At 49.7% G+C, this 13,341-nt stretch carries 11 protein-coding genes and 1 pseudogene; 3 read left to right on the top strand and 9 right to left on the bottom strand.

The genetic code is table 11. The features are described from left to right. Window positions 1-25 precede the first annotated feature (25 nt). From purK to ppiB, 4 genes are all read right to left on the bottom strand, one after another. Window positions 26-1,096, bottom strand: coding sequence for a 5-(carboxyamino)imidazole ribonucleotide synthase (purK, locus tag EDF88_RS07995; RefSeq protein WP_134183954.1), 1,071 nt, complete (start codon window positions 1,094-1,096; stop codon window positions 26-28). Further along, window positions 1,093-1,602: a 5-(carboxyamino)imidazole ribonucleotide mutase gene (gene purE / locus EDF88_RS07990; protein ID WP_134183952.1), complete on the bottom strand. Its 510-nt coding sequence runs from the start codon at window positions 1,600-1,602 to the stop codon at window positions 1,093-1,095. The genes purK and purE overlap by 4 nt, the downstream gene beginning before the upstream one ends. Before the next feature lie 138 nt (window positions 1,603-1,740). Beyond that, window positions 1,741-2,463, bottom strand: coding sequence for a UDP-2,3-diacylglucosamine diphosphatase (lpxH, locus tag EDF88_RS07985; protein ID WP_134183950.1), 723 nt, complete (start codon window positions 2,461-2,463; stop codon window positions 1,741-1,743). Between the two features lie 7 nt (window positions 2,464-2,470). Beyond that, window positions 2,471-2,965 carry a peptidylprolyl isomerase B gene (gene ppiB / locus EDF88_RS07980; RefSeq protein WP_064516793.1) on the bottom strand — a complete coding sequence of 165 codons (495 nt, stop codon included), beginning with the start codon at window positions 2,963-2,965 and terminating at the stop codon, window positions 2,471-2,473. Between the two features lie 176 nt (window positions 2,966-3,141). Here ppiB and cysS point away from each other — a divergent pair, with 176 nt between their 5' ends. Both cysS and EDF88_RS07970 read left to right on the top strand, forming a co-directional pair. Beyond that, window positions 3,142-4,530 carry a cysteine--tRNA ligase gene (gene cysS, locus EDF88_RS07975; protein WP_064516795.1) on the top strand — a complete coding sequence of 463 codons (1,389 nt, stop codon included), beginning with the start codon at window positions 3,142-3,144 and terminating at the stop codon, window positions 4,528-4,530. 90 nt (window positions 4,531-4,620) lie between these two features. After that, the gene (locus tag EDF88_RS07970) at window positions 4,621-5,283 is read left to right on the top strand and encodes a helix-turn-helix domain-containing protein (protein ID WP_134183948.1); all 663 of its coding nucleotides are present in this window, start codon (window positions 4,621-4,623) and stop codon (window positions 5,281-5,283) included. Window positions 5,284-5,358: 75 nt separating this feature from the next. Here EDF88_RS07970 and EDF88_RS07965 read toward each other — a convergent pair. The 3 genes and pseudogenes from EDF88_RS07965 to ahpC all read right to left on the bottom strand — a co-directional run. Continuing rightward, window positions 5,359-5,962 (bottom strand): annotated as a pseudogene (locus EDF88_RS07965) (molybdopterin dinucleotide binding domain-containing protein); the annotation flags it as partial. A gap of 80 nt (window positions 5,963-6,042) precedes the next feature. Beyond that, entirely contained in the window at window positions 6,043-7,611 is a 1,569-nt protein-coding gene (gene ahpF, locus EDF88_RS07960; RefSeq protein WP_134183946.1) for an alkyl hydroperoxide reductase subunit F, read from the bottom strand. A gap of 96 nt (window positions 7,612-7,707) precedes the next feature. After that, window positions 7,708-8,271 carry an alkyl hydroperoxide reductase subunit C gene (gene ahpC / locus EDF88_RS07955; RefSeq protein ID WP_134183944.1) on the bottom strand — a complete coding sequence of 188 codons (564 nt, stop codon included), beginning with the start codon at window positions 8,269-8,271 and terminating at the stop codon, window positions 7,708-7,710. Window positions 8,272-8,704: 433 nt separating this feature from the next. Here ahpC and opgB point away from each other — a divergent pair, with 433 nt between their 5' ends. Beyond that, window positions 8,705-10,993 carry a phosphatidylglycerol--membrane-oligosaccharide glycerophosphotransferase gene (gene opgB / locus EDF88_RS07950; protein WP_134183943.1) on the top strand — a complete coding sequence of 763 codons (2,289 nt, stop codon included), beginning with the start codon at window positions 8,705-8,707 and terminating at the stop codon, window positions 10,991-10,993. A 136-nt stretch (window positions 10,994-11,129) separates the two neighbouring features. Here opgB and gdhA read toward each other — a convergent pair whose 3' ends face one another. Further along, complete coding sequence (gdhA, locus tag EDF88_RS07945; protein WP_134183941.1) at window positions 11,130-12,473, bottom strand: NADP-specific glutamate dehydrogenase; 1,344 nt, start codon at window positions 12,471-12,473, stop codon at window positions 11,130-11,132. 103 nt (window positions 12,474-12,576) lie between these two features. Further along, window positions 12,577-13,251, bottom strand: coding sequence for an enterobactin synthase subunit EntD (gene entD / locus EDF88_RS07940; protein ID WP_134183939.1), 675 nt, complete (start codon window positions 13,249-13,251; stop codon window positions 12,577-12,579). Window positions 13,252-13,341 lie beyond the last annotated feature (90 nt).

The raw sequence follows: 13,341 nt of genomic DNA, 5'->3' as shown, positions 1-13,341 counted from the left end.
CGCTTAGCGCCACCCGCCGTTATGGCTACTTAACGAATTTGTGCTGCGCCCAGGCAATACCACTGGCGTATTCCGCTGGCAACAATGGCACGATGGCTTCGAGAGTTGCACTCAGTCTATCGGTATCGCTGTCATTCAGATTGAGATGACCGACTTTGCGGCCCTCACGTACCTCTTTATCGTACCAATGCAAATGTACCAGAGGGAGTTTCAGCCAGTCGTAATTTAAATCGGTGCCGATAAGGTTAATCATGACCGACGGCGAATTAACGACAGGCTGTGGCAAAGGCAGGTCAACAATGGCGCGCAGATGCAGTTCAAACTGGCTGATGGATGCGCCATTTTGCGTCCAGTGCCCGCTGTTGTGTACGCGTGGGGCTAGTTCGTTAATCAGCAACCCGGCTGGCGTGATAAAGCACTCCATCGCCATGACACCAACATAGTTCAGCTCATGCATGATGGCAGAAAGCATCGCTTCAGCTTGCTGTTGTTGCTCAATATTAGCCTGCGGGAAAACAACGCTGGTGCGCAGAATACCGTCCTGATGCAGGTTGTGCGTCAGCGGGTAAAACACGGTTGTACCGTCGTGACCACGCGCGCCAACCAGAGAAACTTCGCCCGAGAAGTTAATGCCTTGCTCAACAATGCATTCGCCGTAGCAATCGTCCGGCAACTGAGCCGTTTCATCGCTGCGCAAACGCCACTGCCCACGCCCGTCATAACCCCCGGTGCGGCGCTTTACGATGGCTAGCTCGCCAAGATTCTGGAACACGCCAGCCCACTGGTCGCGGCTTGACAGTAATTGCCATGGTGCGGTTGCCAGTTCGAGCTTATCGAACAGCTGCTTTTGCGTCAGTCGGTCGGCGATGATTGGGAACACATCGCGATTTACGAAGGCATTATGGCGAGCCAATTCGCGGGTGAGTGCGGTTTCTGGCCAGCGTTCAATTTCTGCGGTGATGATGCTTTGCGCAAATGGCACGGCTTCAGGTTCTGCATCAAGGCCAACCGGGTAAACCGCGATACCCAACGGTTCGCCTGCCTGGCGCAGCATTCTGCCTAACTGGCCGTTACCCAGCACGCAAACGCGTTTCATGCTTCACCCCGTGGATCGGGGTTGTCCAGCACTTCATCGGTCTGGCTTTGACGCCACGCTTCAAGGCGCATAGTGAGTTCTTTATCGTGCAGCGCAAGGATTTGTGCCGCCAGCAAGGCCGCGTTGGCCGCACCCGCTTTGCCGATTGCCAGCGTGCCAACCGGAATACCACGTGGCATTTGTACAATGGAATAGAGACTGTCTACGCCGCTTAATGCCGCGCTTTGGACTGGCACACCCAGCACTGGAACCAGCGTTTTTGCCGCGATCATACCTGGCAAATGCGCCGCACCACCCGCGCCCGCAATAATAACCTGATAACCGTTGCCGCTTGCTTGTTCGGCAAAGCTGAAAAGTTTATCGGGAGTGCGGTGTGCGGAAACCACTTCGACATGGTGTGGAACATCAAGGGCGGTGAGGATTTCTGCGGCAAACTGCATGGTAGCCCAGTCACTTTTGGAACCCATGACAATGGCGATACGCGCTGGGGTCTGGTTGGAGGACATGCGTCTCAAAACTCCTGTGGGTGTGCAAACATCACCGAACATGGCTCGGTCGGTCAGAAGGGCTCAGAGAATAGCATGAACATAGAGCAAGGAAAACGGTTGCGTGGTTAACAAGGCAGCAAAAAAACGCGATTTTGTTTAAAAAGAGAAGGGGATGAGTTCGACGTCTTCGGCAGTCACTTTAATCATCGATCCTTCGCTATGCCAGGCGCCAAGTACGCAACGAAATGCGGGCTTGCCGTTAGCTGAAAGCGAGTGAATTTCTGGGCGATGGGTATGACCGTGGATCATCCATTGTACCTGGTGGCGGGTGAGCGCGCGGGTCACGGTGTGTTGATTCACATCCATAATGGCCATTGATTTGCTGCTGTTCGAGGCTTTGCTGCCGGCGCGCATTTTGGCGGCGACGCGTTTACGAATAAACAGCGGCAGGGCGAGGAACAAACATTGTAGCCAGGGCTGGTGGACTTTCTTGCGGAACGCCTGATAACCGTGGTCGTCAGTGCAAAGGGTATCGCCATGCAGGATCAGCATTTTGCGGCCATACAGGTCGAGCGTTTTTTCTTCCGGCAATAAAGTCATGCCGCTAAGACGGGCAAAACGTTTGCCGAGCAGGAAATCGCGGTTGCCATGAATAAAGAAGCAGGGCACGCCGGAATCAACCAGATCTTTAATGGCTAAAGCAATTTGGCGGTGCAGCGGTTCAGGATCATCATCGCCAATCCAGGCTTCAAACAGATCGCCAAGGATGTAGAGCGCATCAGCTTCCCGAGCGGTGCCCGCCAGAAAACGCAGAAAACCGGCGGTAATCGCCGGTTCTTCTGAACACAGATGTAAATCTGCGATAAACAGCGTCGCCATGGGCGAATTATTCGCTGACGGTTACGCTTGTGATAACCACGTCTTCTTTAGGAACGTCCTGGTGCATACCGCTGCGGCCAGTGGACACGCCTTTGATTTTCTCAACAACGTCCATGCCTTCAACTACTTCAGCAAACACGCAGTAACCCCAACCTTGCATGCTTTCACTGCTGAAGTTCAGGAAATCGTTGTCAGCCACGTTAATAAAGAACTGGGAACTTGCAGAATGTGGCGCCTGGGTACGAGCCATTGCCAGCGTACCTTTCGTGTTTTTCAGGCCGTTATTCGCTTCGTTCTGGATGGTGTCTTTGGTGTCTTTTTGCTTCATACCCGGTTCAAAACCGCCGCCCTGGATCATGAAACCATTGATCACACGGTGGAAAATGGTGTTCGCGTAGAAACCTTCGCGGCAGTACTCGAGGAAGTTTTTAACAGTTTCAGGCGCTTTATCATCAAAAGTTTTGATTACGATATCGCCGTGATTAGTATGAAAAGTAACCATGCTGTGCATCCTATATTAGTCAGACAGTGTTCGGGCAGACGGTGCCGCGACACAAGGTGGTTGTTATAGCATAACTGCACATGATCATCACCTTGCAAAGCGTGCTGCTTCCGTGTGAAATTTTGATGTAACATATAGCCTAATTTTGAAATCACACGCTTACATGGAATCCCCTGATGTTAAAAATCTTCAATACAATGAGTCGCCAAAAAGAGGAATTCAAACCTATTCATGCCGGAGAAGTTGGCATGTACGTGTGTGGTATCACCGTTTACGATCTGTGTCATATCGGCCATGGCCGTACTTTTGTCGCTTTCGATGTGGTCGCGCGTTACCTGCGCTTTATCGGCTATAAGCTGAAGTATGTGCGCAACATTACCGACATCGACGATAAAATCATCAAACGCGCCAATGAAAACGGCGAAGATTTTGTTGCGCTCGTAGACCGCATGGTTGCCGAAATGCACACCGATTTCGACGCGCTGAATATTTTGCGCCCGGACAGTGAGCCACGCGCCACCAAACATATTCCGGACATCATCGAAATTGTTGAACAGCTTATCGCGCGCAATCACGCCTATGTTGCCAGCAATGGTGATGTGATGTTCTCGGTAGAAAGTGATGCCGATTACGGCAAACTTTCCCGCCAGGATCTGGAACAACTGCAAGCCGGTGCCCGTGTTGAAGTCGAAGCAAACGTTAAGCGCAACCCGATGGATTTCGTGCTGTGGAAAATGTCGAAACCAGGCGAGCCAAGCTGGTCATCCCCGTGGGGCGAAGGTCGTCCAGGCTGGCACATCGAATGTTCTGCAATGAACTGCAAACAGCTCGGTAACCATTTTGATATTCATGGTGGCGGTTCGGACTTGATGTTCCCGCACCACGAAAACGAAATCGCCCAGTCAACCTGTGCGCACGGCGGCGAATACGTTAACACCTGGATGCACTCCGGAATGGTGATGGTTGACCGTGAGAAAATGTCCAAATCACTGGGCAACTTCTTCACCGTGCGTGACGTGTTGAAATATTACGATGCCGAAACCATTCGCTACTTCCTAATGTCTGGCCATTATCGTAGCCAGTTGAACTACAGTGAAGAGAACCTGAAACAGGCGCGTACCTCGCTTGAGCGTTTGTACACCGCATTACGTGGTACTGACGGTAGCGTTCAGCCTGCGGGTGGTGAAGCGTTTGAAGCGCGTTTCCGCGAAGCGATGGACGACGATTTCAATACGCCGGAAGCTTACTCGGTACTGTTTGATATGGCGCGTGAAGTTAATCGCCTAAAAACTGAAGATTTGGCAGCAGCAAATGGCCTGGCTGCGGCATTGCGCCAACTTTCTGGCGTGCTGGGTTTACTGGAGCAAGATCCAGAAGCCTTCCTGCAAGGTGGTGCGCAGTCTGACGACGGCGAAGTGGCTGAGATCGAAGCGCTAATAAAACAGCGTAATGATGCCCGTCAATCAAAAGACTGGGCGCTGGCGGACAAGGCTCGTGACCGCTTGAATGAAATGGGAATTGTGCTGGAAGATGGCCCACAAGGGACAACCTGGCGCAGAAAGTAGACCTTATTCAGTCTGTTAAAAAAAAGCGGCGTAAGCCGCTTTTTTTATCAACTATGATTGTGGTGCGGGGAATCAAAAAAAGGTTAACTCATGACCACAGTAAATAATCAAAACAGTGAATCTGGGCTGTCCTCTCTTTATTCACCCAGACCTATAGCTGAGATATGTGCTCTCAAGGAAGCGCTTTCCACGCTTGGGACAGTACGTTCATTCCAACCTAATGATGAAATTCACGCAGTTTTGCAGCACGAAAAATTTCTGTATCTGTTCAACGAAGGGCATTTTACAGCTATTCGTGCAAATGATGGCTTAGTGCTGTCATCGGTGAGAGGCGAGATGATTTATGGGATTGCTGAATGTATGCGACCTCGTGGCGGCTGGTTTTTGAAAGTAGAAGAGTCTTGTAAAGCGCGAGTCATCCCGGCTGAACAAGCATTTGAACTCTTTACCCGACAGCAATTATGGGAATCAGTTTCTAGTCTTCTTGCCTGGTATTTACAGATGTTTTCTTTACGTGATCAGCATCTGGTAGGTGTTAAGGCGTATGTGATGATTCGCAATAAATTGCTCGAACTGATTTTGCAACCTGCTGATGCACGCCGTGACATTAATGCAGCAGATTTTATTCAGGAACGTACGCAACTGGCGCGCAGTACGATTATGGCGATTCTCGGGGAATTACGTCGTGGTGATTACATTGAGATTAAGCGTGGGAAACTGGTAGCGATTCGGCATTTACCGAAGGAGTATTAGTAAGACTGGGTGGTAAGGACAAATTAGTGACAATAAACCCCTAAGGCTATTACCGAAGGGGTTTACTGCCTTATGTTACGCTCCGACAGGAGGCGTAAATGCCCTAAGCGTTAACTCCGCTCCTGAATATTTCTCTAGTTTTACCAGCGACGTATTTGCAGAGCAGCCATTTGCCAGGCGTGATGTTGGAATATCTTTGGTCAGCACGTTAGCGCTGCCGTTCTTGCATATACCGGTTGCTGGATCAAGATCCGGCCATGCACCTTCGTGAATGCAGACCACTCCGGGTTTGATCCCATCAGTAACCACAACTCCCGCTAAAACCTGGCCACGATCGTTCCACACTCGTACCGTATCCCCGTTGTTAACACCGCGTTTTGCTGCATCATCAGAATGGATATAGATAGGTTCACGATTCGCCACGGCATACTTGTTACGCAGTTCGGCATAATTAAGCTGGCTATGCAGACGGTGAGCCGGATGCGCGGTTAAAACTTGCAGCTGACCCGGTTGGGCGTTGCCTACCCATTCATCTGGTTCAAGCCAGATCGGCAAATACGTCAAAGTCATTACGCGCTTCAAACTGTGGTGCAATGGCCTGCTTCATCGGCACCAGGTGCTGGTTGCTATAGTCGCCGGTCATGGTCAGATCGTTGCGTTCAAAGGAGGTTGTTATCGGCTTCGTAGGGTGTTTGATTCATTTAAAGAATGAAAAAAGCGGCCGAAGCCGCTTTTTAATATGCAGGTAAATAATGATTTTTAATTATCGATAGGAGTGCGAATCAAATAATCAAACGCGCTCAGAGAGGCTTTTGCACCTTCACCCGTAGCAATAATAATTTGTTTATAAGGCACGGTAGTGCAGTCGCCCGCAGCAAACACACCTTTAACGGTAGTTTCGCACTTCGCATCAATAATGATTTCACCCATGCGGTTGCGCTCAACGCTGCCTTCAAGCCAGTTGGTATTAGGCAGCAGGCCGATTTGTACGAAAATACCTGCCAGCTCAATTTCATGCACGCTTTCAGTAACGCGGTCTTTATACTGCAAACCAGTAACTTTCGTGCCGTCGCCTTTCACTTCCAGCGTCTGCGCATTCAAAATGATGTCGACGTTTTTCAGGCTGCGAACTTTGTTCTGCAAAACCTGGTCGGCTTTCATTTCTGGGGCAAACTCCAGCAGCGTAACGTGTTCAACAAGACCCGCCAGGTCAATCGCTGCTTCCACACCGGAGTTACCGCCACCGATAACCGCCACGCGTTTACCTTTAAACAGCGGGCCGTCGCAGTGCGGGCAGTAAGTCACACCTTTGGTGCGGTACTGTTCTTCACCCGGCACGTTCATATTGCGCCACTTGGCACCTGTCGCAATGATGATGCTGCGTGCACTAAGTGTCGCGCCAGATGTCGTTTGAATCTGGTGCAAACCGCCTTCAGTCTTTGCCGGGATTAACTTGCTGGCACTTTGCGTATCGATAACATCCACGTCGTAATCATCAACGTGAGCTTTCAGTGCACCAGCCAGTTTTTGACCTTCGGTTTTCGGCACTGAAATGTAGTTTTCGATATCAACCGTATCCAAAACCTGGCCGCCAAAGCGCTCACCCATCAAACCGGTGCGAATGCCTTTACGTGCCGAGTAAACCGCTGCGGCCGCGCCTGCCGGGCCGCTACCGACAATCAGCACATCGTAAGCATCACGTTTGTTCAGCGCTTCGGCCGCACGTTTTTCAGCGCCTGTATCAATTTTGCTGACGATTTCAGCCAGCGTCATGCGGCCCTGGCCGAACTCTTTACCGTTCAGGAACACAGCAGGCACGCCCATTACGTTGCGATCCGCAATTTCATTCTGGTACACGCCACCGTCAATCGCGGTGTGGCTGATGCGCGGGTTTAGCACCGCCATCAGGTTCAGCGCCTGCACCACGTCCGGGCAGTTGTGGCACGAGAGTGAGTAATAGGTTTCAAAATGGAAATCGCCGTCGATTTCACGGATCTGCTCAAGCAAATCTTGCGACTCTTTCGACGGATGTCCCCCGGTTTGCAGCAAAGCTAAAACCAGAGAAGTAAATTCATGGCCGAGTGGGGAACCCGCAAAGCGTGGGCCTTTATCGGAACCTGGATTGGTAATCAAAAACGACGGTTTGCGCACCGGCAAATCGTTATTAATTTTGAAGGAAACTTTCTCAGATAACTCAGCAATTTCTGCCAGCAGTTCCTTTATCTCGGCTGATTTTGCACTGTCGTCCAGCGTGGCAATCAACTCAACAGGTTTAGTTAAGCGCTCAAGGTAGGCCTTGAGTTGGGTTTTCATGTTGTTGTCGAGCATTTAAATCTCCCTGATGGCGAGAATAACCAGGGTGGACAGGCTTGCGCGCTGCCCACCGCTGAGTTAGTTATTGCAGGTGTTTATTGTCTTATTTTTTTAGATCTTACCGACGAGGTCCAAAGATGGAGAAAGCGTTGCTTCACCTTCTTTCCATTTTGCCGGGCAAACTTCACCTGGGTGAGAAGCAACGTACTGAGCCGCTTTCACTTTACGCAACAGGTCAGAGGCGTCACGGCCAATACCTTCAGCAGTCACTTCGATCGCCTGAATGATGCCCTGTGGGTCAACAATAAAGGTACCGCGATCCGCCAGGCCTTCATCTTCACGCATGTTTTCGAAGTTACGAGTCAGTGCGCCAGTTGGGTCGCCGATCATCGCATATTTGATTTTAGCGATGGTGTCAGAGCTGCTGTGCCATGCTTTATGCGTGAAATGGGTGTCACTGGAAACAGAGTAGATATCCACGCCCAGTTTCTGGAATTCTTCGTAGTGGTCAGCAACATCGCCCAGTTCAGTTGGGCATACAAAAGTAAAGTCAGCTGGATAGAAGAAGAAAACGCTCCAGCGGCCTTCTACATCCTTCTCGGTTACTTCAATGAATTCACCGTTTTTAAAAGCGCTGTTTTTGAATGGTTTGATTTTTGTGTTAATTAAAGACATCTGTACTTCCTCCGTTTTGCGATGGGAGAAAGATACCGAATATTCGCATTTGGCTCTAATGGGTAGACCGTATCGAATTGATAAGTAATACCTTACAAGCGAAATGGCAGGCATAAAAAAAGCCACCCGTTGCGGGGTGGCCTTCATGTTGCGCGTTACAATTCCACTTTAAAAAATTATAACAGCGGCGCGATTAAATCATTTGCGCGCAGTACTGGTCAATCCACTCAACCGTTGTATTAACGATGGTTCTGATAGCTATTTACTATCGAACAATGCAATACCCATATTTACAGCAGGTACAATTCCGAAATAGAGCACATTTTCATGTCAGGGAAATTGCAGGACTGTGACAACAACGTTAGATTTAGCGCTCACTAATCTCTGAGTACAGCTTTGTGCCATTGTGCGCATCTATTTCGAGGGTCAGGCGTTGTCGGAAATGCTTTCAATTGTGTTGTTTGTCGCAGCTATTGCCGTATACGCCGTAAAAGCAGGTCGTAACGCCTGGTGGTTTAGCGCTATCCTTCTGATTTTAGGATTCTATATTGTCCTGAACGTGACCTTTGTTGCCAGTAACTACTTCACCGGCGATGGGATCAACGATGCAGTGCTTTACACCCTTACTAGCAGTCTGACTGGGGCAGGGATCGGGAAGTATATCTTGCCAGGTGTCGGGGTGTTTGTTGCGCTGGTGGCCGTTTTCAGCGGTTTGACCTGGATTTTACGCCGCCGTAAAAACTACCCTCACCATTTTGGCTACAGCCTGTTGGCGCTTGCGTTAGCGATGGGTTCGGTCGATGCCTCGCCAGCATTTCGCCAGGTCGCAGAATTGGTGAAATCACAGACTCGTTCTGGTAACTCAGATTTTGATGTTTATTACAAAGTCCCGCAGGGGAGCATTAAAGATCCTAAATTAAACCTGGTTTATATTTACGGTGAAAGTCTGGAACGTACTTATTTACAGCCAGAGTTCTTCCCTGATTTAGCACCGGAATTAACCGGGCTTAAAGATGAAGCAATAGATTTCAGCCATACGGTGCAATTACCCGGCACCGATTACACCATTGCCGGAATGGTCGCCTCGCAATGTGGTATTCCTTTATTTGCACCATTTGAGGGGAATTCATCAGCTTCATTGTCGAGTTTTTTCCCAAAAAATATCTGCCTTGGCGATATTCTGAAAGCCTCGGGATATGAAAACTACTTTATGCAGGGCGCAGACTTACGCTTTGCGGGCAAAGACATTTTTTTACAGTCTCATGGCTTCGACCATATGTATGGCGCGCAGGAGCTGAAAAGCATGGTCGCAGACCCGGAATACCGCAATAACTGGGGTTTCTACGACGATACGGTTCTGGACGAGGTCTATGAAAAGTATGTTGAGTTGTCGAAAAAGAATAAGCGTTTCTCACTGTTTACGCTGACCGTCGACACGCATCACCCGGACGGCTTTATCTCGAAAACCTGTAAGCGCCGTAGCTACAATTTTGACGGCAAAGAAAACCAATCCTTCAGCGCCGTGGCTTGCAGCCAGGAACATGTCGCTGCACTTATCGAAAAGATAAAAGCATCACCGTATTTTAAAAATACCGTCATTGTCGTAAGTTCCGACCATTTGGCAATGAATAACACCGCGTATAAATACCTCAATCAGCACGAAAGAAATAACCTGTTCTTTATTCTTCGCGGTGATAAACCACAGGCCGATCTGGTGCCAGTTAAACGCAGCACGTTGGATAACGGTGCAACGGTATTAGATGTTTTAGGCGGCGATAATTATCTTGGCTTAGGGCGCAGTAGTTTGTCCGGGCAGTCGATTGCATCGGTATTTCTTAACGTCAAAGAAAAGGTAATGGAGTGGAAACCGGACGTAATCGATCTGTGGAACTTCCCGAAAACTATTAGCCAGTATGAGATTGATCAGAAGAAAAATACCTTTAGCTATTCAGGCGCGCATTTCAAAATGCCTTTATTGCTGCGCATTCTGGATAAAAAAATAGAGCCGTTGCCTGAAAGCGAATATTCAGCACCATTGCGCTACCAACTTGCTGACTTTAAAGAAAATGACAAGTTCATTTGGGCCGATCGCTGCTTCAAAATGGCGCGTTTATGGGAACCTAAACTGGCACTTTCGACCGGACTGTGCGTGGCTCAGGGGCAAGTTGGCGGCCAACCGTCAGTGCGTTTGATTGAACAACAGCAGGAACAGCATGCGGTTGAATTTACCAAACAGGATATCGACAAAACGCGCTTTAAAAAGAATGTCGCGTTACTGAAAGTGGATGAAAACGTCATCCGCTACCAGGCAGATAGCTTTATTTTCAATGTGCCGGGTGCGCCACTTAATGTGAAAGAGTATGCCGGTATTTCTCGTCCGGAAGAGTGGGGACGTTGGTCGAATGCGAATCTGGCACCGGAAGTGAAAATTGAATATGCCGAGCCGCTGCCCGAGAAATTTGACCTGGTAATAACAGCTAAAGCGTTTGGCCCGAATATCGGTCAACCGGTGCCGGTCAAAGTCGGGAACCAGCAGCAGACACTCACGCTTGGCGAAGAGTTAAGTACCACGACGCTGCATTTTGATAATCCAGAGCGCAGTAATCTGCTGGAGATTATTCCGCCGCAGCCGCAGTTATCTAATGAAGGCAATATTCTTGGCCACGAACCGCGCAAGATTGGGATTGGGATGGGTGATATTAAGGTCGTTCCGGCAACGTAATACCCGTCATACTTCAAATTGCAGCTGTGTTAGCTCCCCAGTCACTTACTTTAGTAAGTGACTGGGGATAAGCTATTTTACCGCCTTGCTGCAACTCGAATTATTTAGGGTATTGTCAGATTTTTCTAAAGGCGTCTTATAAAACGCCTTGCCCTAACATCGCATCGGCCACTTTTACAAAGCCCGCAATATTCGCGCCGCGAACATAATGCGTTTGCTTATCTTCGCCACCGTAATTCACACAGGCTTCGTGAATATCCAGCATGATGTGATGCAGGCGAACATCAACTTTTTCGGCCTTCCATCCCATACGAGCGGCGTTTTGCGCCATCTCCAGACCTGAAGTGGCCACGCCGCCTGCGTTTGCCGCTTTGCCCGGTGCGAACAACACGCCCGCATCGAGGAACAGATTGGTCGCTTCGATGGTGGTTGGCATATTCGCGCCTTCTGCCACGGCTTTCACGCCATTGGCGATAAGCGCACGTGCGGCTTCGGTATCCAGTTCGTTTTGTGTGGCACACGGCAGCGCGATATCAACCGGTACGCTCCACGGTTGTTGCCCTTCGAGATATTGCAGGCCAAACTCTTTCGCGTAATCGGCTACGCGCCCGTCGCGGCTGGATTTGATCTCAGCCAGACGCGCCAACTTCTCGGTAGTGAAACCCGTTTCATCCACGACAGTGCCGTTGGAATCCGACGCCGTTACCACGCGCGCACCCAGTGATAATGCTTTTTCAATGGCGTATTGCGCCACGTTACCGGAACCAGAAACGGCAACGCGCATTCCTTCAAAGCCCAGGCCATGACGTTTGAGCATCGCATCGGTGAAGTAGATCAGACCGTAACCGGTCGCTTCCGGGCGAATCAGGCTTCCGCCGAACGACAAGCCTTTGCCGGTAAACACGCAGGCTGTGTTGTTGGAGAGTTTTTTCATCATCCCCGCCATAAAGCCAACTTCACGGCCTCCAACGCCAATATCACCTGCTGGAACATCGGTATCCGGCCCGAGATGGCGATACAGTTCCGTCATCAGTGCCTGGCAAAAACGCATGATCTCGCCTTCGCTTTTGCCTTTCGGGTTAAAATCGCTACCGCCTTTACCGCCGCCCATTGGCAGTGTGGTCAGCGCATTTTTGAAGGTTTGTTCAAAGCCGAGGAATTTCAGAATTGAGAGGTTCACTGACGGGTGGAAACGCATCCCACCTTTGAATGGCCCAATCGCCGAGCTAAATTGCACGCGCCAAGCGCGGTTAACTTGCACCTGATTTTGGTCATCAACCCAAGTGACGCGGAATTGAATCACACGTTCTGGTTCAACAAGGCGCTCTAAAAGAGCCAAACGGCGGTATTGCGGATTTTGCTCCAGGAACGGCCACAGAGTGGTCATGACTTCGCGAACGGCCTGAGCAAATTCAGGCTGGTTTGGGTCGCGTTGTTGTACAGAGGTGAGGAATGATTCGAGAGAAAGCGAGTTTTCCATAGATTAAGAAGTCCTTGTTATAAGTGATGTTGTAGATGTGTTGTGTTCTTTCGAATATAACATTCACTTATTACCAGGCCGCAAGTGATTTATCTTATGCTTTTTATAACTGTATTAGCGTTATTAATTGCGCAGCGTGACTTTCCCATATCACTTTGAATTTTATTTCTTTTTTAAATGGTCCGAGTGAATGATTGAGTGTCAGAATAAGATGCTTGTCATCTATTTTTCTTATGGATGCAGCTGAAAAATCAAAATAGCGCCCAACGTGGCGAAACAAGGCTTTGAATAAACTTTCTTTGGCAGAGAATGCCAGCGTTAATGCGTAATGAAAGGGGAGGGCGGTCGAGCACAGAACTTCTCTTTCCGCGCTATCAATTATGCCAGGGTAAATTTCCCCGGCGACATCTGGCGTAATAATTTCAGCACAATCAATGCCAATTCCCACACGCATTTGCGCCGAGTCAGCGATTACTGTTGCCAGCGCCACATTGCCGCTGTGAGTCATGCTGCCGGTAAACCCTGGCGGCCAGCAAGGTTCACGGTGCAGGCCAATGCCCGGAATATGATGGCTTATTCCATGAAGACGCAGCGCTTCGCAGGCTGCAATCCGGCCAGCGAGATGCTCGGCTTTGCGTTGCCTGACAGCATTTTCAAGACGCTTGTGATGCGGAAGTAACAGCAGGTCATCGGGTTGAAAAGTGACAGCGTCAAAATCCACCCGCACGATAGTTTGCGTCGCGTCACAGAGGCTGAAATGGGTGAGCTGAGTATTCATAAGATATTTTCTCCTTCTACCCTGGGGAGAAGGTTGGGATGAGGGCAGTTATCGCAGTTCCCTCTCCAAAAAGGAGAGGGACTGCATGGC

This window comes from Buttiauxella sp. BIGb0552 (genome assembly GCF_004366275.1).
Taxonomy (GTDB): domain Bacteria; phylum Pseudomonadota; class Gammaproteobacteria; order Enterobacterales; family Enterobacteriaceae; genus Buttiauxella; species Buttiauxella gaviniae.
Note: the sequence above shows the minus strand (reverse complement) of the source record. Positions and strands in the feature narration are given on the sequence as shown.

Bases quoted from the DNA above. Each gene is read 5' to 3' on its own strand.
- purE (WP_134183952.1), bottom strand. From the start codon at position 1,602: ATGTCCTCCAACCAGACCCCAGCGCGTATCGCCATTGTCATGGGTTCC.
- ahpC (WP_134183944.1), bottom strand. From the start codon at position 8,271: ATGTCTTTAATTAACACAAAAATCAAACCATTCAAAAACAGCGCTTTT.
- cysS (WP_064516795.1), top strand. From the start codon at position 3,142: ATGTTAAAAATCTTCAATACAATGAGTCGCCAAAAAGAGGAATTCAAA.
- ahpF (WP_134183946.1), bottom strand. From the start codon at position 7,611: ATGCTCGACAACAACATGAAAACCCAACTCAAGGCCTACCTTGAGCGC.
- entD (WP_134183939.1), bottom strand. From the start codon at position 13,251: ATGAATACTCAGCTCACCCATTTCAGCCTCTGTGACGCGACGCAAACT.
- purK (WP_134183954.1), bottom strand. From the start codon at position 1,096: ATGAAACGCGTTTGCGTGCTGGGTAACGGCCAGTTAGGCAGAATGCTG.
- lpxH (WP_134183950.1), bottom strand. From the start codon at position 2,463: ATGGCGACGCTGTTTATCGCAGATTTACATCTGTGTTCAGAAGAACCG.
- ppiB (WP_064516793.1), bottom strand. From the start codon at position 2,965: ATGGTTACTTTTCATACTAATCACGGCGATATCGTAATCAAAACTTTT.
- EDF88_RS07970 (WP_134183948.1), top strand. From the start codon at position 4,621: ATGACCACAGTAAATAATCAAAACAGTGAATCTGGGCTGTCCTCTCTT.
- gdhA (WP_134183941.1), bottom strand. From the start codon at position 12,473: ATGGAAAACTCGCTTTCTCTCGAATCATTCCTCACCTCTGTACAACAA.